The following is a 24,789-nucleotide window of genomic DNA, read 5'->3' as shown; positions in this document are numbered from 1 at the left end:
TGCAAGAGCGTCCCCTCCGGGTAGGAGTGGGTCATGAGTGAATCGAACACACCTTCGAAAGAGCAGCCCGACGTCGATGTCATCGGGGCCGGAGCCCCCGCCGGCGGGAGCAGCACCATCAAGGACCCCGACGACTGGGTGACCGGCGACGAGGCCATGACCGGGGCGCAGCGCAGCTACCTCGAGACCCTGGCGCGAGAGGCCGGCGAGACCCTGCCCGCCGACCTCACCAAGGCCGAGGCCTCCGAGCACATCGACCGGCTCCAGGGCGTGACCGGCCGCGGAGCCCCTGACGAGACGTCGACGTCCTCGTCCTAGCCCGCCACGGGCAGGCGGGCGTGGCGGCGACGACGCACGTCGGACGTCAGCCCGAAGGCCTTGCCGAGGCCGGTCGGGGGCATCGCGAGATAGAGGCTCTCGTGGGCGCCCGCCGGCACGGCAAAGGTCTCGTGCCAGATGCCCACGGCGCCGGTCGCGCGCCTCGATCGGGCGTAGAACGCGCGCATGGCCGGGTGGTGCTCGCGGTCTCGGTCGCTCGCGTAGGCGTAGATGTGCTCGGCACTGCGCCAGTACTGCACGAGGGTCGGCCCGCCAGCACCGATGAGGGTGCGGCCGTCGAGGAAGCCGAGGTCGTCGGCCTCGCCGCGCGCGTGGGCCGCCTTCGCGGCATACAGCTCGGCGAGCATGCGTGGCATGGCACCGAACACGGGGGCCCACAGGTCGGGGCGCCACGGCTGGTTGACCCGCATGCCGATGAGGAAGACGGCGAGCCCACCGTCGTGGTCGTGGCTCTCGCGCTGGAAGGCCGGCCCGCTCGACGGGGGGCCGGCTGGGCCGGACGGCGCGGCTGGGACGGACGGGGTGGGTGCTGACACGCGGACCTCCATGGATAGTGTTGCTATCCAATCTTGGACAGCGACACTATCTACTGTCAACCCCTGGAGGCGCCATGCGGATCTCGGAGCTCGCCGACACGACCGGTGTCACCATCGCGACCCTCAAGTACTACCTGCGTGAAGGCCTGCTCCACCCGGGCCGCTCCCAAGGGGCCACGCGAGCTGACTACGACGAGACGCACGTCGAGCGGGTCCGGCTCGTGCGCACCCTCATCGACGTCGGGCGGTTGTCGATCGAGCGGGTGCGCGAGGTGGTCACCGCGCTCGACGTGCCGCCCGAGAGCCGGCACCTGCTCCTCGGCACTGCCCACGACGTGCTGCGTCAGTCCGCGAGCGGCCCCCCGCCGGAGGCCGTGGTCGCCCGCATCACCTCGCTGGGGCTTCCGGACTGCGCGGGCTCGCCGGCGAGCACCCAGCTCGCGCAGGCGCTCGCGGCAGCCGAGGCGGCCGGCTGGCCGATCTCCGACGCCACCCTGACGAGCTGGTATGCCGCGATGACCCGCGTCGCCGACGCCGACGTCGTGCCCGAGCTGGCGGCGATGTCGCCGGGCGACGCCCTGCACCATGCCATCATCGGCAACGTGCTGACCGATCCCGTCGTCATCGCCCTGCGGCGGGTCGCCCAGGAGGCCCTCAGCGCTCGACGGTTCGAGGCCGGCGGGTCGTGAGCGGCACGCGGTGCCCGACGGCGAAGTGCTCTCTCGATCGCGGGGGCGCTCTCTGTCGGGGAGACCGGCCGGCCCCGACCGACGTGCCGCCCGATGGCAGCTGCACTTGTGCCGGGTCTCGAGGCGGCTAGCATCCACCCGAGACGACCGGCTGCGCAGCGAGGGCAAGGGGCTGATGTGACCACCGACGTGACCAGCGACGACACACCCGAGGGCGTGGCCCACCGCGCCGGACGCATCGCACGCGCCGTTCCCTTGACGATCGGGGTCGTGGCCCTCATGGTCGCGCTCGGCATCGCCACGAGGACGCTGTGGGACCCGCTCGAGGACCGCTCCCTGCTCGACGCGGTTGCCTACGGGCTGCCGGCGTTCCAGGACGGCCGGTGGTGGACGCCGGCCACCGGCGCGTTCTTCGCCCTGACGCCTGCCCAGTACCTTCCGGTGGTCGGCGGCGCAGCGGTGCTCCTCGGCTGGTCCGAGTGGCGTCTCGGCACTCGCCGGGTCGCCATCGCGGCAGTGTCGTCGCACCTCGTGGGGGTTCTCGGCGCGGCCATGGTCCTGCTCGCGTTGTCGGGCACCGGGTGGGGCTGGGCGGAACGCACCGCGACGGTGCTCGACACCGGCTTCAGCGCCGGCGTGCTCGGTGCGGTGGCCGCAGCGAGTGTCACGCTCGTGCCCCCGTGGCGCGGCCGGGTGCGGCTGCTCCTCTCCCTTTACGTCGTACTCTCCTTCCTCTACATCGGCCTGCTCTGGGACCTCGAGCACCTCATCGGCGTCGGCTTCGGCCTGCTCCTCGGCCCCTTCCTCGTCGGTCGTCGCCCGGCCCCCGTCGGGGTCCGCTTCTCGCGTCACGAGTGGCGGATGATCGCCTTCACCGGCTTCCTCATCGCCGCGGCTGTCCGCCTCGTGCTCTACTTCGTGCCCTCGGACGGTCCGCTCGGCGCGACGTCCTCCGACTCCAGCGCCATCTCCGTCCTCGTCGGCGCCGCCGTGTCCGTCCTCCTCGCCAACGGGCTGCGCCGCGGCTCTCACCGTGCCTGGCTCATCGCCGGCGCGCTCTCGACCCTGTCGCTGCTCGCCGGCCTCGTCGTGCTGTGGGTCGAGCTCGCAGCGGCCGACGAGCTGAGCGCAGCCGGCACGGTCATCACCTCGTCGGTGCCCGAGCTCGTCGTCGACATCGTGCTGTGGTCGCTCCAGATCCTCGTGCTGATCCTCGGGCGCGCAGCGTTCCGCGCGCGCACCAGTCGCCGCGCGCGCCGCGCTGCGCTCGCCGACATGAACGACCGCGAGACGGCGATCTCGCTGCTCAAGACCCACGGCGGAACGACCATGTCGTGGATGGGCACGTGGGAGTCCAACCGCTGGTTCGTCCGGCGTGACACAGCCGGCGAGCCGTCCGGCTACATCGCCTTCCAGGTGCACCGCGGCGTCGCCATCGCCCTCGGAGACGCCGTCGGCGCCGACGAGGCGACCCGCACGGCGGTGCTCGACGCGTTCGTCGAGGCGCAGGAGGCCCAGGGCCTCATCGTGTGCTTCTTCAGCGTGACGTCCGAGGTCGAGAGTTGGGGCGCCGCTCGCGGCTACCGCGACCTGCTCGTCGCTGAGGAGGCGATCATCGACCTGCCGACCCTCGAGTTCAAGGGAAAGCAGTGGCAGAGCGTGCGCACGGCCCTCAACCGCGCGGCCAAGGAGGGCATCACCTACCGCGAGGGCCGCCTCGCCGAGATGCCGCGCGGCATCCTCACCCAGGTGCGCGCCATCTCGGAGCTCTGGGTCGGTGACAAGGGGCTGCCCGAGATGGCCTTCACGCTCGGCGGCGTCGACGAGGCGCTCGATCCCGACACCGTCGTCGGGCTCGCCATCGATGCCGAAGCGACGGTGCACGGCGTGACCTCCTGGCTGCCGGTGTATGCCGCCGGGGGCACTCCGCACGGCTGGACCCTCGACGTCATGCGGCGCCTGCCCGACGGCTTCCGGCCGGTCACGGAGTTCCTCATCGCGAGCGCCTGCCTGTCCTTCAAGGAGCAGGGCTCCGACCTCGTGTCGCTGTCGGGCGCACCGCTGGCCCACGCCGGTGGCGACACCGCCGACAGCGAGCCGCTCGACCGGCTGCTCGGCGCCCTCGGAGAGGCCTTGGAGCCGCTCTACGGGTTCCGCTCGCTCGAGAGCTTCAAGCAGAAGTTCTCGCCGCGGGGCGAGCCCGTCCACCTCGTCTTCCCGGACGAGGCGGCCCTGCCGCGCATCGGTCTGGCCCTCACCTCGGCCTACCTCCCGGGCGCCTCGATGCGCGACCTCGCCGCGGCCGGCCTCAAGACCATCCGCGAGGACGCGCCGACGCGCTGACGACCGGTCAGGTGTCCTTGTAGGGACGCGCCTCGAGGATGGCGGCGAGCTTCTCCGTCTTGTCCGGGGTCCAGTCGGGCGGGTTGGTCACCCCGACCCAGCCCTCGAGGTTCGCCTTGGCCGAGTAGAGGTGGCCGAACCCCATCGGGATGCTGCCCGCACCCGGGAGGTCGAGCAGCACCTGCCACATCGTGACGACCGGGAACCACCCCATCCGCGGCGAGACGTCGGGGCCGCGCTGGCCGTCCTTCAGCCATTCGGGCGGAGTGAAGGCCAAGCTCTGGTTGAAGAAGACGATCGGGTCGCTCGCGTGCTGGAGGTAGACGAGGCGCGTCGGCCCCCACGGCCCTGTCGTGCGGTCCAGGCCGTTCTGCTCTGCCGTGAAGCGCACGGTGCGCCCCTGCTCGTAGATCGGCAGCCATGCCGGGCTGCCGGCATCGCGCTGCGCCGTGAGGCTGGCGTGCAGCTCGTTGACGAAGGGCGGACCGACCATGAGCGCGCCGTCGATCGGCTCGTTGATGATGTTGATCTGAGACAGGATGCTCTCGACACCGAACGAGCCGAGCGAGAGGCCGTAGAGGTAGAGCTTGGGACGGGTGGCCTCGGGCAGCGTCGACCAGTACTGGTGCACGGTGTCGAAGGTGACGCGCGAGGTCTCCTTGACGGCGTCCTGGTCGGCGAGGAGCGAGATCCAGCTCGGCAGGTAGGAGTACTGCACCCCCGCGATCGCGGTGTCGCCGTTCCAGGCGAACTCCAGCGGGTCGACGCCGTTCTGGTCGAGGAAGCCCGTGCCCGTGGTCGTGGCGACGACGAGGACCTTGCGGTCGAAGGCACCGGTGCGCTTGAGCTCCTCGAGCAGCAGGTCGGCCCGGGCCTGCAGCGAGTCGGCGCCTCGCAGCCCGACGTAGACCCGGATCGGCTCCTTCGCCCCTCCCCCGTTCGCGGCGTTCAGCTCCGTGACCGTGGGACCGCCGCCGACGAAGTAGCGGCCCTGACGGCCGAGCACCTCCCAGGCGGAGAGCGACTGCGGGCTGCCGGAGCGCTCGGCGTTCTGCGGCTGGCGCATGTCATCGGCGATGATGGTGTCACGCGTGCCGAAGATGTTGTTGGCGACGGTGAAGAAGCCGTTGACGAGCACGCCGCTGAACAGCGCCCATCCGAGCACGAGGAGCAGGACGCTGCCGACGAGCACCGCGACCCGTCGCGGGAGCGCCCGGTCGAGCCAGCGGACGAGAGTGGTGAAGAGCAGTCGCAGCGCGCGTCCGATGACGAGGAGCAGGACCGCGACGACCACGGTGAGAGCGAGGATGGTCGGCCAGATCGTCGGTGAGGTGGCCTCCATGCCGAAGGTGCTGCGGATCTCGTTCTGCCAGCCCACCATGCGCCATCCGGTGAAGACCGCTGCCCAGATGCCGAGCCCGACGGTGACCCAGACGAGGACGGTGCGCACCCGCCCCCGCGGCTTCGGGATGCCGAGGTACTCCCAGATCGCCTGGCAGGCGGCCCCGAATGCGTAGCCGATGATGACCGTGACGCCGGACACGACGCCCTGCACCATGCCCGAGCGCGGCAGCAGCGAGGGCACGAGCGACAGCGCGAAGAACCACGCGGCCATCGTCAGCCCGGTGCCCGAGAAGGACGGCTCGAAGACCCGGACCGGGCGACCAAGGGTCGGCCGCCACCCGCGCCAGGCGGGCTTGCCGCCTGGAACCGGCCGGGCGGAGCGCTCCTGCTCCGGGGTCTGCTCGGACTCCACCGCCACCGACATACGTCATCCCTCGTTCCCCGAGCCGCACCACCGGCCTCGTCACGGCAGAGCATAGGGCTGGCCGGCAGGCTGCGTCCCTCCATTCGGGGGACTGTCCAAGGTGCACGGCAAAGGCCCGGATCCTCGAGAGGATCCGGGCCTTGCGACGTGGTAGCCCCGACGGGATTCGAACCCGCGCTACCGCCTTGAGAGGGCGGCGTGCTAGGCCGCTACACAACGGGGCCACGCGCGAACCGAGCGGACTCGGCACGAGAAGGAACCATACCGTGAAGGCATCGTTTCTTCGAATCGGCCCGACGACGTCGGACCAAAGCTGGGGTACCAGGACTCGAACCTAGAATGACGGAACCAGAAACCGTAGTGTTGCCAATTACACCATACCCCAAGGGGTTTCACTCCGAGCGCGCCTCGCGGCCTTCTGCGTTGTGAACCGAAGAGGAATACTACCGGTCCCCGAGCGCGCGCCCAAATCGGGTGGTGAGGACTGCCGTGACCTCGTCGAGCCCGCGCACCGAGGCCACCGGTTGCGCCGTGCCGGCACCCGCACGGTCGAGCCAGACAGCCCGCAGGCCGGCGGTGCGCGCACCCAGCACGTCCCACTCCAGGCTGTCGCCGAGGCAGACGACGGCACCGGGGTCGGCGCCGACCTGGCGGCAGGCCTCGAGGTAGACCCGCACGTCCGGCTTGCCGAAGCCGAGGGTGTCTGTTGTGACGACGACGTCGAAGCGGTCGTGCAGACCGAGGGCCTCGAGCTTGACCCGGGTCGGGGCGTGCGCCGAGTTGGTGAGCAGCGCGACGGGAAGCCCCGCCTGGTCGGCCGCCGCCAGCAGGGCGGGCACGTCGGGGAAGAGCCGCTGGGCCATCCGGAAGGCCGGCGCGTAGGCCTCCTCGTAGCGCTCGTGCGCGCCGTCGGGCAGGTCGAGCCCCAGCGCGCGGGCCACCTCGCCGAGCCGGCCCGCTCGCATGGCGTCGAAACCCACGTCGCCCGCGGCATACCTCCGGAACCACTGGGCGGGGTCGTCGTAGTAGCGCTGCGCGACGGCGCGGTGCTCGCCGTGCCGCTCGGGCCACACGGCGGCCGCGGCCACCGTGCCGGCCTCCACCATCGCCCCCTGGGTGTCGACGATCGTGTCGTCGACGTCGAGGAGCAGCGCCTGCGCACCGTCCAGCTCGCGCTCGAGCAGGGTGCGGCTCGCGCCGTCGGTCCGCGTCCGTATGCCGTCCGGCACGTCGCGCAGGGCGGGCGGGCTCACGCGTCACCCAGCACGCCGAAGAGTGCCAGGGTCGCGCGGTCGGCGCCCTCGACGACGACGCCGTCGCCCAGACCCGAGGCCTGCCAGGCCTCGTGCTCGAGGCGGACGTGGCGCAGCGTCTGGCCCGAGTGCTCGAGGACGGAGACGTGCGTCTCGCGGTAGCCGAGCGAGCGGGAGACGCCGAGAGACGAGGCATTGTCGACGACGGCGGAGCTGATCGCTGCCCGGGCACCGAGCGGGCCGAACGCGAGGGCGAGCACGGCCGCCCGCATCTGCTTGCCCCACCCCTTGCCGCGGGAGTCGGCCGCGAGCCACGACCACGAGTCGACCGTGCGGTCCGACGTCCAGTCCGGCCCCTCGAGCGCCTGCATGCCGACGAGCTCACCCTCGTGGCGCACGGCGAACGGCACCACCCAGTCGTGCGGCGACCACGTGCCCATGGACCGCCAGTAGCCCTGGGCGAGGATGGCGCGGTGGTTGGCACGGTCGTCGAGGCCGGCATAGCGCGTCGCCGCCGGGTCGGTCTCGAGGTCGTCCGGCAGGATCTCACACAGCTGCGGCAGCTCCGCCTCCGTCGTCGGCCTCAGGTCGAGATCGACTGTCGTCAGGCGAAGCCCGTGCAACGGCCACACGTCGACGAGGCGCATCGGGACCTGTCAGAGGGAGTCGCGCAGCGACCGGAGCCGCGCGAGCGTCGAGGTCTTGCCGAGGATCTCCATCGACTCGAAGAGGGGCGGCGAGATGCGCGCCCCGGACACCGCGGTGCGCAGCGGGCCGAAGGCGAAGCGCGGCTTGATGCCGAGCCCGTCGACGATCGCCTCGCGCAACGCGGCCTCGATGGTGGCGGCGTTCCAGGCGCTGCCCGTGCCGAGGACGCCGGAGCCGTGGTCGTCGATGTCACCGAGCACCCGCACGGCCGCGTCGAGCACGGCGCCGGAGTCGTCCTTGAGCTGGGCGCGCGCGTCGTCGTCGATGGCGAGCTGGTCGTCGCTGATGAAGAAGGGGCGCACGAGGGCGGGCGCCTCCGTGAGCAGCACCATGCGGGTCTGGATCAGCTCGGCAACGGCCTTGAGCCGGGCCAGCTCGCCGAGCGACTGCGTCTCGCCCAGCACTCCGTCCTCGATGAGATAGGGCAGCAGGCGGCTCGCGAACTCGCCCACCTCGAGCGAGCGGATGTAGACGCCGTTGAGCCAGTCGAGCTTCTTGAGGTCGAAGATCGGGCCGATGGGGTTGACCTTCGCCCAGTCGAACGTGCGGCTGAAGTCCTCGAAGGTGAACACCTCGACATCGGCGCCCTCCGCATCCTGCTGCGGCGGATAGGCAAGCAGCGCAAGGAAGTTCACGAGCGCCTCGGGGAGGTAGCCCTGCTCGCGGAACCACGTCAGGCGGGCTGCCGGGTTCTTGCGCTTGGAGATCTTGGACTTGTCGGTGTTGCGCAGCAGCGGCATGTGCGCGAACTTGGGCGCCTCGAGCCCGAGCCAGCGGTAGAGCAGGATGTGCTTCGGGGTCGAGCTGATCCACTCCTCGCCGCGCACGACGTGGGTGACCCCCATGAGGTGGTCGTCGACCACGACGGCGAGGTGGTAGGTCGGGAAGCCGTCGGCCTTGAGGATCACCTGGTCGTCGGGGCGCGGAGCCGACACCTTGCCGCGGATGACGTCGTCGAAGACGAGCGGCACGTCGTCGGGCACGAGCATGCGCACGACGGGCGTCTCGGTGAAGCCGGGCAGCTCGGCCCGTTCCTCGCGGGTCTTGCCGACGCAGAGCCGGTCGTAGCCGGTCGGCTGCTTGGTCTTCTGCTGGACCTCGCGCATCTGGTCGAGGCGGTCGCGGGAGCACCAGCAGTAGTAGGCGTGGCCCGACTCGAGCAGCTGGTCGACGTAGGGCCGGTAGGTGTCGAGCCGCTCCGACTGGCGGTAGGGCGCGAAGGGTCCACCGATGTCGGGGCCCTCGTCCCAGTGCAGCCCGAGCCACCCGAGCATGTCGTAGAGCTGCGCCTCGCTGTCGGCGCGGAAGCGGGCGCGGTCGGTGTCCTCGACGCGCAGGATGAACTGGCCACCCTGCTGGCGCACGAAGGCGAGGTTGAAGAGCGACATGTAGGCCGTGCCCACGTGCGGGTCACCGGTCGGCGACGGCGCCACGCGCACGCGCACCGGGCCCGACCCGTCAGAGGTCGAGACGCGCGCACCCTCCGGCTGACGGACCTCGACCTGCTCGACGGAGCTGGGGTCGAGCGCGCCGACGGGTGCGTCGGGGACGGGGGAAGACGGCATACCGGTGCTGGAGGTGTTGTCGCTCATGGTGCGACCCAGCCTAGTGGGAGCCCGAAAGGGTCAGCGACGCACGAAGGTGTTGGTCAGCGACCCGATGCCTGCGATCTCGACGGTGACCTGCTGGCCGGCCTCGACGAGCCCGACGCCCGCCGGCGTGCCGGTGAGGATGACGTCTCCGGGCAGGAGCGTGAAGGCGGCAGAGGCGTGCTCGATGATCGCGCCGATGCCGTGGATCATGTCGGCCGTCGTGCCGTCCTGCTTCACGTCGCCGTCGAGCGTCGTCACGATGGCGAGATCGCTGGGGTCGAGCTCGGTCTCGATCCACGGGCCGAGGGGGCAGCTCGTGTCGAAGCCCTTGGCGCGGGCCCACTGGCCGTCGGTGCGCTGCCAGTCGCGGGCCGTCACGTCGTTGGCGATGGTGTAGCCGTAGATGCACTCGGCGGCGTTCTCGGCCTTCACGCCCTTGGTGATCGTCTTGATGACGACGGCGAGCTCGCCCTCGTAGGAGATCTCGCTGCTGCCCGCAGGCAGCACCACCGGGTCGAACGGGCCGACGACCGAGGTGTTGGGCTTGAAGAACATCATCGGCTCGGCCGGAGCCTCGCCGCCCATCTCCTTGGCGTGGTCGGCGTAGTTCTTGCCGATCGCGACGATCTTGGAGCGCGGGATGACGGGCGCGAGCAGGCGCACGTCCTCGAGGAGGACGGGGTCGCCGCCGCTCGGCTGGAGCCCGATGTAGAGCGGGTCGCCGGCCAGCGGGGTGATCACCTCGGTGCCGGGGTCGCCCTGGACGATGCCGTATGCCGGGTCGTCCCCGGTCGTGAACCTCGCGATGCGCACGCGCCCACCCTACGACGGGCCCGGCGCGGCCATGCGTTCGGCGCCGTGTGCGCCGTCGGCGCTGTCAGCGTGGCCAGACGATGGTGACGTCGGCCGGTGACCCCGGCGTGCCGCTCGGCCGCGTGCGGTACTCCGGCACGCCGACGCACGTCCACAGCAGCCCTGCGACGTCGCGGCCCAGCAGGCCTGCGAGGTCGGAGTCGCGGAAGGTCATGCCCGAGGCCGCCGCGCCCAACGCATACGCCATGAGGTGGAGCCGGCCCTCGGCGAGCCCGGCGAGCAGCTGGGCCTCGCGGTAGCCGTGGTCGTCGAGCCCGTCGAGCGGGATGCCGCTCATGGCGACGAAGGAGGCGTCGCGCGCGAGCCCCTGCTCGAGGGCAGCCGTGAAGAGCTCGTCACGGAGGGACTGCTCGTCGAGCGGGCGCACCGGCGACGTGAGGTCGGGCCAGAGGTGGATGCCGGTCGGCACGTCGTCGACGCCGCTGACCGCCACCCAGTGCGGCACGTCGATGCCGCGCAGCGAGGCACTCATCGCGTCGACGAGCACACGGCGCGGGAGGGAGCGGTCGGGGTGGAGCCGGCGGATCGACCCCTTGCTGACCACGACGGCGTCGGTGCTCGGGCCGCCCGCGGAGGTGAGCTCGACCGGAGTCCCGCGCTCGAGCTCGGCGCCGAGGACGCGCTGCTCCCCCGCGCGCTGGGCGGCCGTGACGAGCGGGAACTCGAGGCCGTCGGCGTCGTGGTGGCCGGACATCGGGTCGCCGGTGAGGTGCACGGCGGGGTCGCCCGGGCCGAGGGCCACGAGGGCGACCGGGAACTCGTGCACCCGGTCGGCGCCCACGAGGGCGGCCACCTCGGCGTCGGGGAAGGTCGTGAACAGGCGCGCCGTCAGGCCCGCGGAGTCGGCGAGGGCCAGCGTCTGGGCGAGCATGGTGCCGGCATCCCAGTAGATGTGGCGGAAGCCGCGTTCGCGGTAGCGCCAGCCGGTGCGCCACGGCACCCCCGTGACGACGACGGTCACGGCGTCACCCGACGGCGGCGGTCCGAGGACGACGAGGGCATGGGCCTCGGGGTCGTACCAGTGAAGTCCCGGCTCCAGCCCGTCGACGGCAGCCCCGCGCGGGACGGCGACGTAGAGCTCGAGCGGGAAGCGCGCCCCCGCCGAGCCCGCGGCGCGGAAGAGCATGACCCCACCGTCGGGGCGCGTCGTGCGCCGGGTGACCCCGGAGGACAGGTAGAGCAGACGGGACAGGCCCGGGAGGTCGAGCCGGCTCGCCTCGACGTCCGCGGTGCCCGCGAGCACCGCCGTGGCGGGAGCCGACGACCCGGCGAGGTCCGGCGGCAGGAGGACCCGCCGCAGGTCGTCGTCGTAGCGCTTGTAGCACTGCGGACGCCGCGTCACGTCGTTGGGCACGAGGTCCTGCACGAGCCGGTCGTCGTCCGGGACCTCGGTCCACTCGCGCTCGGGGGTGTAGCACGTCAGGCGGTGCAGCACGTGCGTGGGTAGATCGACGTCCGGTGCCATGAGGCCATCCTGCCCCGGCCCGCCGGTGGGCGGTGGGGATCGCCGGCGGCAGTCACCTACCCTCGTGGGGTGCAGGTCCTGGACGAGCCGACGTGGCGGGAGCGGGCGGCGGCGCACGAGGCGCGCGTCGACTCCGCCACTGCCGCGCACGTCGCGCGCCGGCGCGACCACCGCGCCCATCCCGTCGAGGACTTCCTCTTCACCTACTACTCCTTCAAGCCGGCACAGCTTCGACGCTGGCACCCGGGCGCCGGCGTGGGTCTCGCAGGGGCCGGTGGCGCGCCACACCGCGACTGGCGCTTCTACGCCGTCGACGGCGACGTCGTCAGCGTCGACATCGAGGCGTTCGCTACGGCACGCGGCGACACCCTGCGCTTCGTGCGCGACCTGCTCGTCAGGACGGCGGGGCGTCCGGCGCGTTTCGGCTGCTTCGGGTTGCACGAGTGGGCGATGGTCTATCGCCAGGGTCCCTCCGCGGTGCGGCACTCGGCTTGGCCGCTGCGCCTCGGGGCCTCCGGCACCGATGCCGTGGTCGAGAGCCACCAGCTGACCTGCTCACACTTCGACGCCTACCGCTTCTTCACCCCTGAAGCCGCACCGCTCAATGCCATGACGCCCACGCGTGAGACCCAGCCGCAGCTCGAGCAGCCCGGGTGCCTGCACGCGGGGATGGACCTCTACAAGTGGGCACACAAGCTCGTGCCCGTCGTGCCGAGCGACCTCGTCATGGACTGCTTCGAGCTCGCCCGCGACATCCGTTCGCTCGACATGCGGGCGGCGCCCTACGACCTGCGCGAGCTCGGCTACGAGCCGGTGCCGATCGAGACCGCGGAAGGCAAGGCCGCCTACGTCGCCGAACAACGTGCGTTTGCCGAACGCGGCCAGGCACTGCGGAAGCGCTTGATCGCCGTCTGCGACGACATCCTGCACACCGCCCGAGACGGGACTTGATCGCAGTGCGGCAAGAGCGGACGTTCAGCCCTCTCCACCCTGACGGTTCCGCGCCGCGGCCGGGGTCGGCGTCAGGAGGAACGCGGGCGCGTCAGCCGCTACGACCGGTCGCACGGTCACGCGCCCGTCGGTCAAGGGCCGAGAGCGCCTCATACCGACCGGACCGTAGCCCATCACTGCACGTGACAGCCTCACCTTTACCCCTCGCTCGCAGCGGCAGGATCGGCCGTGACGTCCGCGGCACGATCGGACGTCACGTCCGCGGCAGAAGCGGAGGTTGCACACTTCCTGTCCTTCGGCTGTCCTCAGCGAGTGCGGGCGGTCGTCGGCTGGGTCGTGGCGTCCAGAAGCACTGATGCTCCCGTCTGGGGGGCAGGCATACCCGGGGCGCTGACGTACGCAATCACTCTGCCAGGTGAGGGGCGCAGCACGTGAGCGCGGGCGAACTCCAGGACCGTGGAGACAGAGGGGCCCTGCACGTACATCGTCAGTTGATCATTTTCGACGAAGGGGCCATGCACCGTCATTCCCGCTCGCGGGTCCGCGGCCGAGGCCCGGGAGAGGATCTGAGGCAGCTCGCGCCACCACATGACAACGGGTTCCTCCGTCCCGTAGGAGCCGAGGACGAGCCGTCGAGACCTCCACCCCCGGCCACCACCACCTGTACGTCCCCGTCGCGTGACCGGGCTCTCCGACCCGACGACGTGGGATGCGTGGTCGGTCCTCGGCACGAACACCACCACCGTCTACTGAGAGGAGGAACCCATGGGTTCTGTGCCCCTGCCGAGGACGTTCGTCGCCGGCGAGACCGGACTTCGACATGGTCAGGCGGGACGGGCCCGCGCTGTATCGGGGCGCTGGAGGCAAGCCGTCTCCGGTGATGGTCCAGTTGTCCGAGCTGCAGGCGCCCTCGCGGCAGCGACCACGGTGCCCTGCAGGTCGCGAGCCACCAGCTGGTCGCGGTCGCACTGGTAGCTGCTGGCCGGCCAGTACCCCTCTGTGGGCCACACGAGTGAGCCCCGCCCGACCTCGCCCGGAGACGTCGGGGTGTCCGCGCGCTCGATGAGCAGCGGGCGACCGGTCTCGTTGGTGACATTCAGGTACGGATATGGCTCCCGCAACCCGTAGAAAAGCAGGCCCATCAGCGCGATATAGCCGACGACGCCCACACCGATGATGATGAGGGCGACCCGCAGCGCCCTGCCTGCGACGGCCTGAGTCCCTGTCATCACGCCCCCGGTCTCTGTGGGGCCACGTTAGAAGCGGCAGTGGCTCCGGGCTGCCGATCACGCGTCAGTGTGCGGGCAATCGTGACCTGACGACTGCTGGTCGCCGGGAAAGCGGAGCGCCGCGACGCGCGGTGAGATCTGACGAGCGCTCACATCGGCACGACCGCTCTGCGGCATGTGAGCGCGGCTGTGAATGTCATACCCGGTGGGTGAGGTCTCGAAGGCGGAGGCGGCCATAGGGTCCGACCATGACTGAGTCCAAGGCTCCTCGAGCTCAGCCAGCGTATCGAACTGGTCGGATTGAAGCCTTCAGCGATGGAGTCTTGGCAATCGCGATCACACTGCTGATTCTGGAGATCGGTGTGCCGGCCGGCGCCGGTGATGACTTACTGGCGGCGCTGGGCGAGCAATGGCCCTCGTACCTGGCGTACTTCGTGAGTTTCGCAACCATCGGAGCGGTCTGGTTCGCCCACACCGTGATCACGGAGTACTTGGAACACGCTGACTCCGTGCTGGTACGTCTGAACCTCATGCTGCTCCTTGTGGTGTCGTTCCTGCCCTTTCCCACGAAGCTGCTGGCGGAATACGTCCATGAGCCTGATGCAGAACGGATTGCTGCCACCGTTTACGGCATCAACCTTCTGCTTGCCCTGGTCATGGTCTCGGTTGTCTGGCGCTACGCCGTCCGCGAGCACCTGGTTAGCCCCGACCTGGCCGACGAGGACGTGAAGACCCTGACCAAGCGACTGACACCGACCCTGGGCCTGTACGTCGTGATGATCCTCGTGGGCCTGTTCCTGCCCATCGCGGCTGTTGTCGGCTACCTGTTGCTCGCCTTGTTCGTCCTCATCCCTTTCGGCGCCATTCGACATCGGCCAACTCAGGCCTAGAGAATCTCCGTCTATCCATCAACCACGATCAGGCCTGTCAGTGAGTCTGTGGAACCCTGACGCATCACCGCCGAGCAGATGGGGGCTGGAGGCTCTGTGCGAGGCTTGTCGGCACTGGTCCCGGTCTCGCGGCCCGGGGCCACACCCGGCTCCGCCCTCAGGCGCGGCGATTGTTCCCGCGCCACTGGCGCGGCAGCCTGGTTATCGACGGGCCGGAGCGACGCATCGTGACGCGGTCACCGTCGACGGTCCACCCAGGGGCAGCCATGCGCGCGGGGTGCCGTGGGCCATGGCGCGCCAGGTTCGCCCTGAAGGTCTTTGCACAGGCCGTCCGCGGGCAGTGCCGGCTCCGCTTGCGCCCGCGCCGCCGGCGCGCTCGGGTCCAGAGGCGGCAGCGGAGGCCCTGTCGCGAGGCGGGCGGAGATCCGGTCATCGTGCGGGCCGATGCCCACTCCTCAGAGAACTTCCAGGAAGGTAGCGGCGTGGTCCGACAGCTCGATCGGCGCACCTCTTGCTGTCACGGGGGCCATGCATGCGCTCGGCACGGGGAAGCCAGCCGGCCATGGTGGCGCGGTTGCCCCCTGTCCCATGAACCAGTAGTCGTAGAGGTTCCCGCCCCGAGTGGTTCCGCCCTTCCACTGCGCCGTCGCCGGGCCGCCGGGAACCAGGACAGAGCCCGGGCCGAAGAAGCCCGGAGGTGAGAGCAGCGGCGGGGCGCTCGCGGAGAAGGTCCGGAGACGAGCCACGCGATCGGTGCCGATGTACTGGTGGCCTGGCTCCTGGTTCGCCGGCGAGTTGAAGTCCCCGCCGATGAAGACGTAATCGGGGGTAAAGGGGTTCTCGCTCATGATCGCTTTGACGACGGTAGGTAGCTGCTGCATCGCGATGAGGCGCTCGGCGGCGGCCTTGCTGTCCCGTGCACTGGAGCTGTCTGCAGAGCCTTTGTACCTGTTGTGGATCCAGGCGACAGCGATCACGGTCGACGGTCTGGCAGCCTTGGCCAACGTCGTCGTCCTCGGCACCCGAGCGCCGACCGCAGTCTGCGGGCCGATGGAACCCACGACGTACACCGGATACCGGTAGTCCGGGGTGGAGTCCGCGCCGGACGAGGCTCCCCACTGTTGCAGGCCGGCAGTGGGGCCGATCACCGTCCAGTCCTTCGGGGCAGGCGGAAAGTAGTCGTGTATCGGCCGCGACTGCTGACCGGTGACGGTGAATCGCACTCGACCGACCGAGTGGACATTGAAGGCGGTGCCTGCACCACCGGGACGGCCAATCGCGATGCCGAGGTACTCCTTGTTTCCCAATGCGCTGGCACCGCAGGCGATGACCGCCAGCATCCGCAGGCCTGGGTCGAGAGCGCCGACTAACGCCGTGTCGAGGGAGTGCATCGTCCGGTCCCAGTTCCTCAGCTCGGTGAAGCCGGCCGCCAGGATCTGTGGTGGGGTGAGGATCGTGGCGGCCGCGCGTGTGCGGGCGTAGGCCTGCTGATAGAGCTGCTGCCGCGGGGCGGGCCCGCCCGCGTAGTTCTCCATGTTGTGGTGGAACAGGTGGTACGTCACGACGACTTTGGGCTGACCCGTGTGGCCCTGACGACGCTCCGTGATGGCGTCACAGCGGCTGCCGACGACGACCAGTCAGGACCTACGCCCGGGTCGATAACGTTGCTTGAGATGGTTGGCCTCTGGCCGGTGAGCACCGCAGCCAGTGGACGATGGCTCGCATCAAAGATGGTGAGCACGTCCATGAGCTGCCAGACCAAGACCATGGCGGAGTGGAGGGGATCGGTGTTGCTGACTTGCTGCTCTTCGAACGCCGTCGTCTGTGTCGAAACGGTCACTTGATGGAATGAGGTGCTGGAACGGCTGAGACTGGCAGACAGGCTCGCCGATACCGGGCCCCAGCCGCCACTGACCGAGATGCCGAGCGAGGCGGCCACCGTCCTCTGCTCCGATGTGGTCACGTCCATGCCGTTCGAGACCGTCGTGCTGATGGTTCTCGTCTCTCGGGGGGCGAGGCAGTAGGAGGTCGAGCAGCGCTGCCAGAACTGTTCCCTCGTGACCAGGTTTCCGTTGGGGGCCATGCCGCACCCCACCAGCACCCTGGTGCCGTCGGCGGGTATGACGACCCCCAGTGCCGGGTCTGGCACGGGGGGAGAGCCGATCTCATTCGGCGCCACGAGCATCGTCGCGTCGATCGAGGTGACCGTGAGACTGGCCTGCGTCGGCTTCGTCGTCGGTAGCGGATATGCAGTGACGAATGCTCCGGAGTCTTTGGCCAGCACGAGCACGAACTCTCCGAGATGCCAGTTCGTGAGGCCTACGCCCTCGGCCGGGGCCAGGGTGAGTCCCGGTTGGCCGGCGCTGAGACGTCCTGCGGCGTCCCAGCCGGAGTGCTCTCCGTCCGCCTCGAGCATGTAGAGGGTGATCGGGACGGGGAGCCCGTTCTCCAGTTGGATGGGAATCGACGTCACGTCACCGAACTGTGGTGCGAGCGCTCCGTTGACTGCCCCTTGGTTGATCTGTACCACGGCTGCCCCCTCAGTCCAGCACGCTGCACATGGCCAACGGCCCGCCGTCCTGAGTGCCTGGCAGGAACCAGTACAGGGCGATGCCGAAGGCGAGGAGGCTGGGTCGGGCAGGTGGGAGGACGTCAGCCTCGGGGACCGTGGTGGGGGTGCTCCAGGCGAGACCGTCCCCCGTGCTGAGGAAGACGAGACTGCCGGACCCGACGTTGGCAGCGACTGCACAGTAGAGGTCCCCGTTGAACACTGCCAGACCCGGCGGACCGGCTGCTGGGACCGGCGCTCCCCCGACGGAACACGCCGTGGAGCTCGCCCGCCATGACCTGCCGTTGGGCGAGGAGGTTGTCCACAGCTGGGCCTGTGTCGCCATCGAGGACCCGGCCACGTAGAGGCGCCCGTTGAAGGAGAGCGCTGCGGGGTCGCTTGCGCTCCGACAACCCGGCACCGCCACCGGTGGGCCCCAAGCTTGTCCGTCGGTGGTACTTGTCCACCAGACCCGTCCGCTCCCACCCCGGTAGAAGCAGAAGAGCTCCTCACCAAACGTCACCAGAGTCGGACTCCCGGTTGGATCGTCTGACGGATCTGGCAGCGTCGTGACGGTGGCCGAGGAGCTCAGCGCGGCCACGATGGGAGGGCCGGGCTGGGGCCCGTAACCCGACACGGCCGCACAGTAGATGTCACCGCGGAAGAGGGCAGCGCTGATGTTGCCCGGAGCCTCCAAGGAGCTGCTGGGGTGCGCATACGCGGTCGGCGTGCCCCATGTGCTGCCATCGCTGGTGCCGGCCGCCGCGACGCCTAGCGTTGGGCTTGCATTCTGGTAGACGCACTGCAGCTGCCCTTGCGTAACCACGGCAGACACCGCCAGCCCGGCCGGGCCCGCTGACACGGGTGCAGGCATCGTCCAGGCCAACGCGGCGGGTTCTGGTGATTCCATCACGCCTCCTCCCCTGTCACGTTGCCTGCGTCGTCCGTGGACAGCGACACCAATGTCGTCTCGGTCATTCCGTCCGTGACGCTCAGCACTACCGTCGAGTCAGGTGGAAACGCAGCACCGGTCACGGCGACCGTCGATCCAGGGCCAGCCACCGCAGGGGTGAGCAGGATCTCCGGGGCAAGCACCGTGCACGTCATCGAGGACTCGCTCGAGCCCACCGACACGCGAAGGGCGTAGTCACCTGGCGCTGACGGCAGCGTCAGCGTCGTCCCTGGTGGAATGGAGCCGTCCGGTGTCGTCACGCCACCGACGGGTGAGACCGTGGCGGCCCCATAGGTGTCGCTCCCAGGGCTGACCTCGATCTCGACCTCGAAGGCCTGGCCGCTCGCGAAGCCGGAGGCTAGGAGCTGCACGTCGGTTCCGGCCGCGCCGTACTGCGGCATGAGCGACGCGAGCGGCCCGCCCGGGATGACCAGATCAGCGGTCGCTGTCAGATCGTTGGAACGAGCGGTCACCAGGTGCCGTCCGGGGGCCAGACCGGCTGGCACGGTGAACTGCGCGACGTCGCCGGGCAAGGTGTGCCGCGCAACGATGGCTGGCGGGATTGCCGTCACCACCGACGCCTTCGGCTGCCCGCTGGCGTCGAGTACCGTGACGACATCGGTGAGCTGCCAGAAGAGCAGGTAGGCACCACCTGAGCCGGAGTTGTCGAAGGTGCTCGAGTTGAAGATCGTGCTTTCCGTCGTCACCGTGACCTGCTGGAAGGACGTGCTGGAGAGGCTCAGCGTCGACGAGACACTCGCCGAGACTGCGCCCCAGCCACCTGACGCCGACAGTCCCAGGCTGCTTTGGAGCTCTTGCTGGGCGCTCGTCGTATCCGACATTCCAGACACCACCGTCGTTGCACGAGTCAGCAGCTCGTCCGGAGACAAGGTCGTGGACTCGGGAAGTCGTTGCCAGTACTGCTCCCGCAGCAGATTCGCACCGTTTGCTGCCTGGCCGCACCCCACCACCACGCGTGCGGAATCGGCCGGGATGATCGAGTCGTTCGTCGGCAGGGGAACCGGGCCAATGGCATTGGGGCGAAGCAGGGCATCAGCGTCGACGGTGAATGTCGTCGCCGTCGGCGTGCCGGGCAGCGGCCCCAGGAAGCAGATGAAGCCGCCCGTGGCCGGGGCCAGCACAGCCGCATACCCGTTGCCGTACCAAGAGTGCAGAACCTCGCTTGAGGTGGCGGGGACCGGGACGACGGGATCACAGTGTGCTCCACTGGTGTCCAGCTGCACCACCAGAATCGGGATCGGCAAGCGGTTGTCGACCGTGACGGCGGTGCTGCTCTTGGCGCTGTAGATAATCTGGGATCCCGGTGGTGACGGCAGCTGGCCGTTGAGGGCTTGGGACGTCATCAGGTCCAACCACATGCGCTTCTCCTTCGGGAGCGGCAACACCTGGACATCCCTCGGCGTGCACCGCCGAAGGACGGCGCATGCTCCACGGACTCGATGATCGGGGCTCTCTGGCTGCGGCATCCTCGCTCGTCGTGCTCCCCACCAAGTGTGCGCTCACGAGACTCCGCACACACGACGAATGGCCAGATTGTCCCGTTCCGGGCCTGATGCAGGCCAACCCTGAAGACCAACCACGACCGCACCGGTTTGGACCAGCTCGACCCGTCGACTCACCCGGCCCGCGATGCCGCGTCCTTCCGCTGTATCATCGCCGCCCGAAACCAGCTCGCGGACGCCGAGAAGGAGCTGCGTGAGGCTGTCCGCGCAGCCCGTGCGGCGGGCGACTCGTGGACCGTGATCGGTGCTGCACTCGACATCTCACGTCAGGCCGCCCAGCAGAGGTTTGGGGAGCGCTGACGGCGGCAAGATCGGACGTCCCCGTCCGCGGCAGATCCGGGCGCAAACGCGTTGCCCGTTCTGTCGCTACTCGTGACGATAGGGACTGCTGCACGGATAGGTGACAGGTGGGGTCAGGCTGCCTGAGTGGCAGGTTTGGTCATGATGGTCTCGAACTCGATGGGGGTCAATCGTCCGAGGGCGTCCTGACGGCGTCGGCGGTGGTAGGTCCGTTCGATCCAGGTGACGATCGCGATCCGTAGCTGTTGGCGGCTGTCCCAGGCTCGACGGTTCAGGACGTTCTTCTGCAGCAGGGCGAAGAAGGACTCCATGGCGGCGTTGTCACCGGCCGCGCCGACCTTGCCCATCGAGCCGACCATGCCGTGCCGGTGCAGGGCACGGACGAATCTCCGTGACCTGAACTGCGATCCGCGGTCGGTGTGCAGGATGCAGCCGGCGACCTGCCCGCGTCGGGCGACCGCGTTTGCCAGGGCGTCGACGGCCAGCCGGGAGGTCATCCGGTCGCTGATCGAGTAGCCGACGATCCGGTTGGAGTAGACGTCCTTGATCGCGCAGAGGTAGAGCTTGCCCTCACCGGTCCAGTGCTCGGTGATGTCGCTGAGCCACAGCCGGTTCCGGTCCGGGGCGGTGAAGACGCGCTGGACGAGGTCGTCGTGCACCGGTGGCCCGGGCTTCTTGCCGTTCTTGCCGCGCTTCTTGCCGAACGCCGACCACCAGCCGTTGGCCGAGCAGACCCGCCACATGGTCCGGTCGCAGGCCTGCTGGCCGGCGTCGCGTGCCTCGTCGGCCAGGTACCGGTAGCCGAACTCGGGGTCGTCCCGGTGGGCGTCGAACAGGACGTTGGCCAGGTGCGCCTCGGCTCTGTCGCTCGCGGTGACTGGTGCCGCCAGCCAGCGGTAGTACGGCTGGCGGGCGAGTTTCAGGACCCGGCACGTCACCGCGACGGGGATCCCGTCGGCGGCCAGCTCGCGGACGAGCGGGTACATCATTTTCCCGGCAGGTTCGCCTGCGACAGGTACGCCGCGGCTCGGCGCAGGACCTCGTTCTCCTGCTCGAGCAGACGGATCCGTTTCTTGGCCTCGCGCAGCTCGGCACTCTCAGCCGCTGTGGCTCCTGGCTTGATGCCGTCCTCGACGTCGGCCTCGCGCATCCAGTTACGCAGGCAGGACTCGGCGATGCCGAAGTCGGCCGCGATCTGCTTGAGCGACTGGCCCGGCTCGCGGCCGCGAGCGACGTTCACGACGTCGTCACGGAACTCTTTGGGGTAGGGCTTGGGCACGGTGAACATCCTTCCAGCGGCGCCCTTCAGCGCCACAGATCAGGTGTCACCTATCCGTGCAGCAGTCCCATAAGGGCATGAAAGGCCCTGAAGCTCAGCAGCCCCGAGCGCAACCGGTCGACTACGACCTCGACATTGACCGGTTTCTGACGAACCAAACGGCAACTCGACTGTTCTCGACGTCAGGAGACGTTCATGAGCCGGTAGCCGATCAACTCCAGCTGCAGCACGCGGGCGGGCGCGTCCTCGATCTGGGCGGGGGGAACGGTCTACTGGCTCGACACCTTCAAGATCGCGGCTTGTCCACTGTGGTCCTGGATCAAGCTCGTTACGTGACGACAGCGCCGCCACCCGTTGTCATGGCAGACGCCGAGCGACTCCCGTTCGCCGGCGAGACCTTCAACGCCGTCGCCGCACTATGGATGCTCTACCACGTCGCTGAGCCGCTCACGGTCCTGCGTCAGGCCGCCATGGTGTTGCGCCCAGGGGGCACCTTTGTCGCGTGTGCGCCCAGCCGCTACAACGATCCGGAGTTCGAGGCCGTTCTGCCGGAATGGGGGTACCCGTCCACCTTCGACGCCGAAGACGCTGCGGAACTGATCGGCCGGGTTTTCGACGTCGTCGACGTCGAGCGCTGGGACGCGCCGCTAATGTCGCTGCGCGACGCCGTTGCCGTAGAGCAGTTCCTTCGGGGTCGGGGACTGAGCCCCCAAGCCGCGGCTGAGGCGGCGACCGGGTTCGAGCGGCCCGTGACCGTGACCAAAAGGGGCGCCGTGGTTTGGGGACGTGTCCGCTAGCTGACGCATGGGACGTCCTGTCGTCGGCAAGAGCGGAAGACTTCGTGCCGAACTTGGGTGTGCGGTGACCACGCGTAGATGGACGTCTACAAGTGGGCACACAAGCTCGTGCCCGTCGTGGCGTGCGAGCACGTCATGGACTGCTTCGAGCTCGCCCGCGACATCCGTTCGCTCGACATGCGAGCGGCGCCCTACGACCTGCGCGAGCTCGGCTACGAGCCGGTGCGCATCGAGACGCCCGAGGGCAAGGCGCGGTATGCCGCCGAGCAGCGCGTCTTCGCCGAACGCGGCCAGGTGCTGCGGGAGCGTCTGATCACTGCGTGCGACCGGATGGTGCGACCCCTCTGAGCGTCGCTATGCGGAGCCTCTCAGGGGCTCGAGGGCAGCCAGGACGAGGTCGAGGCCGAAGCAGAACTCGTCTGCCGGGTCGTAGCCGGCAGCGACGAGCACCGCGGCCGACTCGTTGAGGTAGGGGAACTCGTCAGCAGGAAGCTGGGGCAGGAAGACGTCCTCGGCCATGTCCGCGAACTCATCGGCGGTGTCGAACGGCAGGCTGGCTGCCTGCAGGGCGAACCCGTAGACGTAGACGTCGAGCAACCAGTTGGCGTGCGTCGCCATCACGACCGAGAAGCCGGCCCTGCGCAGACAGGCGGTGACCGCTTCGCGGTGGCGCAGGTGCGCGGGCCCCGGCGATGTCCGTGACTCCATAAGCCCGATCGCCCACGGGTGGCGTGCGAGAACCTCTCGGGCGGACACCGACCGCCGTCGCATCGCCGTCTGCCAGTCGGTCCCCTCGGGCGGGAGCTCGATCTCCTCGAACACGACGTCGATCATGGCGTCGAGCAGCTCCTCCTTGCTCGCCACGTAGTGGTAGAGCGACATCGCCCCCGCTCCGAGCGCGCCGGCCAGCCGGCGCATGCTCAGCCCGTCGACCCCCTCGCGGTCGGCGAGCCGGATCGCCTCGACCACCACCCGCTGCGTGCTGAGCCCCGCGTCTGACGCGACCTGACGTTGCTTCCTCACAGACACGGGTCTCCTCGCTCCCTGGAACGGCTTGACAACCGTACAGCGTACGCTCATAGTACGGCGTACGACGTACAGCGTACGAGCCAGCGTGAGTCCTCCGGGAGCTGAGGGGCCACCTCCACTCCGGCGGACGGATCTCCCCTAACGAAGGAAGAAGAGATGACCATCCGAACGACAACCCCGAGCCCGCTCGACAACCCGACGATCCCCGTGCAGGCCAAGCTTGCGGCAGCCTGGACCAGCTTCATGTTCCTCGTCATCTACATCGACTACTTCCACCTCTACCAGCCAGGCGAGATCGACGTCATCAGAGGTGGCGAGATCTTCGTGTTCGACATCAGCGGGACCTTGATGAGCGCGTTCTTCGCGCTCATAGCGATCCCGACCCTGATGGTGCTGCTCTCCATGACGCTGCCCGCCCGGGTGAACCGCGCCACGAACCTCGTCGTCGCTTTGCTCTTCATCCCCATCTGCGTGTTCAACGCCGCGGGAGCGTCCTGGGACTGGGCCTTCTACTACGGCCTCACCATCGGAGTCGAGGTGCTGATCCTGGCCTTCATCCTGCGCTCCGCCTGGACCTGGCCCCGCACGACCTCATCCTCGCTGCCAGACCTCGTCGAGCCCGACCGGTCGCAGGTCCAGATGGAGCGCTAGGGCCCCGTGCGTGTGCAGCGAGATTAGGGTTGATCGCATGGCGACCTTCCGGACAGTGCTTGAGGCGACCGGCGGCAACAACGTCGGCATCGTGGTGCCCGAGTCGATGGTGCTCGCCTTCAACCGCGGGAAGCGAGTGCCCGTCATCGTCACGATTGACGGCGGCTACTCGTACAAGACGACCATCGGGGTCATGGGAGGTCGTTACCTCGTCTCGTTCAATGCGGAGACCCGCAAGCAGACGGGCCGAGTTGCCGGCGACGAGGTCGACGTGGAGCTGTTGGCCGACCCCGAGCGCTGAGGGTCGGCCGGGTTCCGCTCGCGCACCATCAGCGGCCTGGAAAGGCGCGTTTGCGTGGTGGGGGCTCGCGTCGCCCCACGCTGGCCGCGCGTGAGAGCGTGTGTGTCATGCACGAGTACGTCTTTGTCCCGGCCCAGGGAACGGGCGCTTCCGCTGCTCCTCTCGTGCTCCTCCATGGTGCCGACGGGCGCGAGACAGATCTGCTCCCACTCGCCGAACGGCTCATGCCCTCCGCGGCCAGGATCAGCATTCGCGGGGCTGTTGCGACATCTGGTGGCTTCGCGTTCTTCCACCGTTTCGTTGACCGAGGCATTGACGAGCAGGACCTCGCAGCCCGAGTCTCCCCGCTCTGCGAGCTCATCAGAACCACCCTGTCCGAGCACGGGGTGCTCCGACCCCCGATCCTCGTCGGGTTCTCCAACGGCGCCATCATGGCGGCAGCCATCCTCCAGACCCAACCAGAGGCGTTCTCCGGCGCGATCCTGCTCCGAGCCCTGTCGCCGTTCACGGCCGATCCTGAGCAGCCACTGAACGGGCTCCCGGTCCTGCTCCTCGATGGTGCTCACGACGACCGCAGGACACCTGGCGACGGCCACGTACTCGCCGAGACCCTTCGCCGGGCGGGAGCAGCCGTGGAACACGAGGTACTCCCCACCGGACACGCGATCAGCGACCTCGACGAGCAGATCGCGAGCCGGTGGATGCAGCGAATCATCGACTCGAAGACTCGCCCCGAATAAGCCACTGAGAATCGGACGCCCAACGTCCTCCAC

At 69.3% G+C, this 24,789-nt stretch carries 25 protein-coding genes and 2 tRNA genes; 11 read left to right on the top strand and 16 right to left on the bottom strand.

The window, feature by feature from the left end; all coding sequences use genetic code 11:
- Positions 1–33: 33 nt before the first annotated feature.
- Positions 34–318, top strand: coding sequence for a DUF3072 domain-containing protein (locus tag FBY41_RS12705; protein WP_141844604.1), 285 nt, complete (start codon positions 34–36; stop codon positions 316–318).
- On the opposite strand, the gene FBY41_RS12700 is transcribed toward FBY41_RS12705, so the two are convergent.
- A complete protein-coding gene (locus FBY41_RS12700; RefSeq protein ID WP_260439734.1) occupies positions 315–875 on the bottom strand; it encodes a DUF4188 domain-containing protein in 561 nt (186 codons plus the stop codon). The genes FBY41_RS12705 and FBY41_RS12700 overlap by 4 nt on opposite strands.
- A 74-nt stretch (positions 876–949) precedes the next feature.
- Between FBY41_RS12700 and FBY41_RS12695 the strand changes: the two genes are divergently transcribed.
- The gene (locus tag FBY41_RS12695) at positions 950–1,564 is read left to right on the top strand and encodes a MerR family transcriptional regulator (protein WP_141844602.1); all 615 of its coding nucleotides are present in this window, start codon (positions 950–952) and stop codon (positions 1,562–1,564) included.
- A 177-nt stretch (positions 1,565–1,741) separates the two neighbouring features.
- Positions 1,742–3,907 carry a bifunctional lysylphosphatidylglycerol flippase/synthetase MprF gene (locus FBY41_RS12690; RefSeq protein ID WP_221629272.1) on the top strand — a complete coding sequence of 722 codons (2,166 nt, stop codon included), beginning with the start codon at positions 1,742–1,744 and terminating at the stop codon, positions 3,905–3,907.
- 7 nt (positions 3,908–3,914) lie between these two features.
- Here the strand turns inward: FBY41_RS12690 and FBY41_RS12685 are convergent, their stop codons facing one another.
- The 8 genes from FBY41_RS12685 to FBY41_RS12650 all read right to left on the bottom strand — a co-directional run bounded on the left by FBY41_RS12685 (position 3,915) and on the right by FBY41_RS12650 (position 11,566).
- Positions 3,915–5,675, bottom strand: coding sequence for an alpha/beta hydrolase (locus tag FBY41_RS12685; protein ID WP_141844601.1), 1,761 nt, complete (start codon positions 5,673–5,675; stop codon positions 3,915–3,917).
- 148 nt (positions 5,676–5,823) lie between these two features.
- Positions 5,824–5,899, bottom strand: a tRNA-Glu gene (locus tag FBY41_RS12680).
- An 89-nt stretch (positions 5,900–5,988) separates the two neighbouring features.
- A tRNA-Gln gene (locus FBY41_RS12675) sits at positions 5,989–6,060 on the bottom strand.
- A 58-nt stretch (positions 6,061–6,118) separates the two neighbouring features.
- The gene (locus tag FBY41_RS12670; protein ID WP_260439733.1) at positions 6,119–6,928 is read right to left on the bottom strand and encodes an HAD family hydrolase; all 810 of its coding nucleotides are present in this window, start codon (positions 6,926–6,928) and stop codon (positions 6,119–6,121) included.
- Positions 6,925–7,575 carry a GNAT family N-acetyltransferase gene (locus tag FBY41_RS12665; protein ID WP_141844600.1) on the bottom strand — a complete coding sequence of 217 codons (651 nt, stop codon included), beginning with the start codon at positions 7,573–7,575 and terminating at the stop codon, positions 6,925–6,927. The genes FBY41_RS12670 and FBY41_RS12665 overlap by 4 nt, the downstream gene beginning before the upstream one ends.
- 9 nt (positions 7,576–7,584) lie before the next feature.
- Positions 7,585–9,228, bottom strand: coding sequence for a glutamate--tRNA ligase (gene gltX / locus FBY41_RS12660; RefSeq protein WP_260439732.1), 1,644 nt, complete (start codon positions 9,226–9,228; stop codon positions 7,585–7,587).
- 33 nt (positions 9,229–9,261) lie between these two features.
- Positions 9,262–10,041: a fumarylacetoacetate hydrolase family protein gene (locus FBY41_RS12655; protein WP_141844599.1), complete on the bottom strand. Its 780-nt coding sequence runs from the start codon at positions 10,039–10,041 to the stop codon at positions 9,262–9,264.
- Between the two features lie 64 nt (positions 10,042–10,105).
- On the bottom strand, positions 10,106–11,566 hold the full coding sequence (locus FBY41_RS12650) for a hypothetical protein (protein WP_141844598.1): 1,461 nt from the start codon (positions 11,564–11,566) through the stop codon (positions 10,106–10,108).
- A gap of 69 nt (positions 11,567–11,635) precedes the next feature.
- Between FBY41_RS12650 and FBY41_RS12645 the strand changes: the two genes are divergently transcribed.
- The gene (locus tag FBY41_RS12645; RefSeq protein WP_141844597.1) at positions 11,636–12,517 is read left to right on the top strand and encodes a 3-methyladenine DNA glycosylase; all 882 of its coding nucleotides are present in this window, start codon (positions 11,636–11,638) and stop codon (positions 12,515–12,517) included.
- Positions 12,518–13,341: 824 nt separating this feature from the next.
- Here FBY41_RS12645 and FBY41_RS12640 read toward each other — a convergent pair.
- Positions 13,342–13,749: a hypothetical protein gene (locus FBY41_RS12640; protein ID WP_141844596.1), complete on the bottom strand. Its 408-nt coding sequence runs from the start codon at positions 13,747–13,749 to the stop codon at positions 13,342–13,344.
- 245 nt (positions 13,750–13,994) lie between these two features.
- On the opposite strand from FBY41_RS12640, the gene FBY41_RS12635 reads away from it, so the two are divergent.
- Positions 13,995–14,636: a TMEM175 family protein gene (locus FBY41_RS12635; protein WP_141844595.1), complete on the top strand. Its 642-nt coding sequence runs from the start codon at positions 13,995–13,997 to the stop codon at positions 14,634–14,636.
- A 455-nt stretch (positions 14,637–15,091) separates the two neighbouring features.
- Here FBY41_RS12635 and FBY41_RS12630 read toward each other — a convergent pair whose 3' ends face one another.
- From FBY41_RS12630 to FBY41_RS12615, 4 genes are all read right to left on the bottom strand, one after another.
- On the bottom strand, positions 15,092–16,198 hold the full coding sequence (locus tag FBY41_RS12630) for a hypothetical protein (protein ID WP_141844594.1): 1,107 nt from the start codon (positions 16,196–16,198) through the stop codon (positions 15,092–15,094).
- Positions 16,195–17,166, bottom strand: coding sequence for a hypothetical protein (locus tag FBY41_RS12625; protein ID WP_141844593.1), 972 nt, complete (start codon positions 17,164–17,166; stop codon positions 16,195–16,197). The genes FBY41_RS12630 and FBY41_RS12625 overlap by 4 nt, the downstream gene beginning before the upstream one ends.
- A gap of 10 nt (positions 17,167–17,176) precedes the next feature.
- On the bottom strand, positions 17,177–17,407 hold the full coding sequence (locus FBY41_RS12620) for a hypothetical protein (protein ID WP_141844592.1): 231 nt from the start codon (positions 17,405–17,407) through the stop codon (positions 17,177–17,179).
- Between the two features lie 686 nt (positions 17,408–18,093).
- Positions 18,094–19,515 (bottom strand): hypothetical protein, encoded by a 1,422-nt coding sequence (locus tag FBY41_RS12615; RefSeq protein ID WP_141844591.1) that lies wholly within the window; start codon positions 19,513–19,515, stop codon positions 18,094–18,096.
- Positions 19,516–19,749: 234 nt separating this feature from the next.
- Here FBY41_RS12615 and FBY41_RS12610 point away from each other — a divergent pair, with 234 nt between their 5' ends.
- A complete protein-coding gene (locus tag FBY41_RS12610) occupies positions 19,750–19,959 on the top strand; it encodes a hypothetical protein (protein WP_260439731.1) in 210 nt (69 codons plus the stop codon).
- 113 nt (positions 19,960–20,072) lie between these two features.
- Here FBY41_RS12610 and FBY41_RS12605 read toward each other — a convergent pair.
- A protein-coding gene (locus FBY41_RS12605) for an IS3 family transposase (RefSeq protein ID WP_141841416.1) occupies positions 20,073–21,238 on the bottom strand; the annotation gives its coding sequence in 2 pieces (ribosomal slippage) (positions 20,073–20,951 and positions 20,954–21,238; 1,164 coding nt in all).
- Positions 21,239–21,315: 77 nt separating this feature from the next.
- Between FBY41_RS12605 and FBY41_RS12600 the strand changes: the two genes are divergently transcribed.
- Positions 21,316–22,035: a class I SAM-dependent methyltransferase gene (locus FBY41_RS12600; RefSeq protein ID WP_141844589.1), complete on the top strand. Its 720-nt coding sequence runs from the start codon at positions 21,316–21,318 to the stop codon at positions 22,033–22,035.
- Between the two features lie 78 nt (positions 22,036–22,113).
- Positions 22,114–22,383: a hypothetical protein gene (locus tag FBY41_RS12595; protein ID WP_221629271.1), complete on the top strand. Its 270-nt coding sequence runs from the start codon at positions 22,114–22,116 to the stop codon at positions 22,381–22,383.
- 6 nt (positions 22,384–22,389) lie between these two features.
- On the opposite strand, the gene FBY41_RS12590 is transcribed toward FBY41_RS12595, so the two are convergent.
- Complete coding sequence (locus tag FBY41_RS12590) at positions 22,390–23,064, bottom strand: TetR/AcrR family transcriptional regulator (protein ID WP_141844588.1); 675 nt, start codon at positions 23,062–23,064, stop codon at positions 22,390–22,392.
- Between the two features lie 156 nt (positions 23,065–23,220).
- On the opposite strand from FBY41_RS12590, the gene FBY41_RS12585 reads away from it, so the two are divergent.
- The 3 genes from FBY41_RS12585 to FBY41_RS12575 all read left to right on the top strand — a co-directional run bounded on the left by FBY41_RS12585 (position 23,221) and on the right by FBY41_RS12575 (position 24,756).
- Positions 23,221–23,715, top strand: coding sequence for a DUF6326 family protein (locus tag FBY41_RS12585; protein WP_141844587.1), 495 nt, complete (start codon positions 23,221–23,223; stop codon positions 23,713–23,715).
- Between the two features lie 37 nt (positions 23,716–23,752).
- The gene (locus FBY41_RS12580) at positions 23,753–24,016 is read left to right on the top strand and encodes a DUF1905 domain-containing protein (protein WP_141844586.1); all 264 of its coding nucleotides are present in this window, start codon (positions 23,753–23,755) and stop codon (positions 24,014–24,016) included.
- Between the two features lie 107 nt (positions 24,017–24,123).
- On the top strand, positions 24,124–24,756 hold the full coding sequence (locus FBY41_RS12575) for an alpha/beta hydrolase (protein WP_141844585.1): 633 nt from the start codon (positions 24,124–24,126) through the stop codon (positions 24,754–24,756).
- Positions 24,757–24,789 lie beyond the last annotated feature (33 nt).

The organism is Humibacillus xanthopallidus (genome assembly GCF_006716675.1).
GTDB classification, from domain to species: domain Bacteria; phylum Actinomycetota; class Actinomycetes; order Actinomycetales; family Dermatophilaceae; genus Humibacillus; species Humibacillus xanthopallidus_B.
Note: the sequence above shows the minus strand (reverse complement) of the source record. Positions and strands in the feature narration are given on the sequence as shown.

What these genes read in the sequence shown, in the direction of transcription:
- FBY41_RS12705 (WP_141844604.1), top strand. Translation starts at nt 34, where the DNA reads ATGAGTGAATCGAACACACCTTCGAAAGAGCAGCCCGACGTCGATGTC.
- FBY41_RS12695 (WP_141844602.1), top strand. Translation starts at nt 950, where the DNA reads ATGCGGATCTCGGAGCTCGCCGACACGACCGGTGTCACCATCGCGACC.
- FBY41_RS12685 (WP_141844601.1), bottom strand. Translation starts at nt 5,675, where the DNA reads ATGTCGGTGGCGGTGGAGTCCGAGCAGACCCCGGAGCAGGAGCGCTCC.
- FBY41_RS12665 (WP_141844600.1), bottom strand. Translation starts at nt 7,575, where the DNA reads ATGCGCCTCGTCGACGTGTGGCCGTTGCACGGGCTTCGCCTGACGACA.
- gltX (WP_260439732.1), bottom strand. Translation starts at nt 9,228, where the DNA reads ATGAGCGACAACACCTCCAGCACCGGTATGCCGTCTTCCCCCGTCCCC.
- FBY41_RS12650 (WP_141844598.1), bottom strand. Translation starts at nt 11,566, where the DNA reads ATGGCACCGGACGTCGATCTACCCACGCACGTGCTGCACCGCCTGACG.
- FBY41_RS12635 (WP_141844595.1), top strand. Translation starts at nt 13,995, where the DNA reads ATGACTGAGTCCAAGGCTCCTCGAGCTCAGCCAGCGTATCGAACTGGT.
- FBY41_RS12615 (WP_141844591.1), bottom strand. Translation starts at nt 19,515, where the DNA reads ATGTGGTTGGACCTGATGACGTCCCAAGCCCTCAACGGCCAGCTGCCG.
- FBY41_RS12600 (WP_141844589.1), top strand. Translation starts at nt 21,316, where the DNA reads ATGAAAGGCCCTGAAGCTCAGCAGCCCCGAGCGCAACCGGTCGACTAC.
- FBY41_RS12595 (WP_221629271.1), top strand. Translation starts at nt 22,114, where the DNA reads ATGGACGTCTACAAGTGGGCACACAAGCTCGTGCCCGTCGTGGCGTGC.
- FBY41_RS12585 (WP_141844587.1), top strand. Translation starts at nt 23,221, where the DNA reads ATGACCATCCGAACGACAACCCCGAGCCCGCTCGACAACCCGACGATC.
- FBY41_RS12580 (WP_141844586.1), top strand. Translation starts at nt 23,753, where the DNA reads ATGGCGACCTTCCGGACAGTGCTTGAGGCGACCGGCGGCAACAACGTC.
- FBY41_RS12575 (WP_141844585.1), top strand. Translation starts at nt 24,124, where the DNA reads ATGCACGAGTACGTCTTTGTCCCGGCCCAGGGAACGGGCGCTTCCGCT.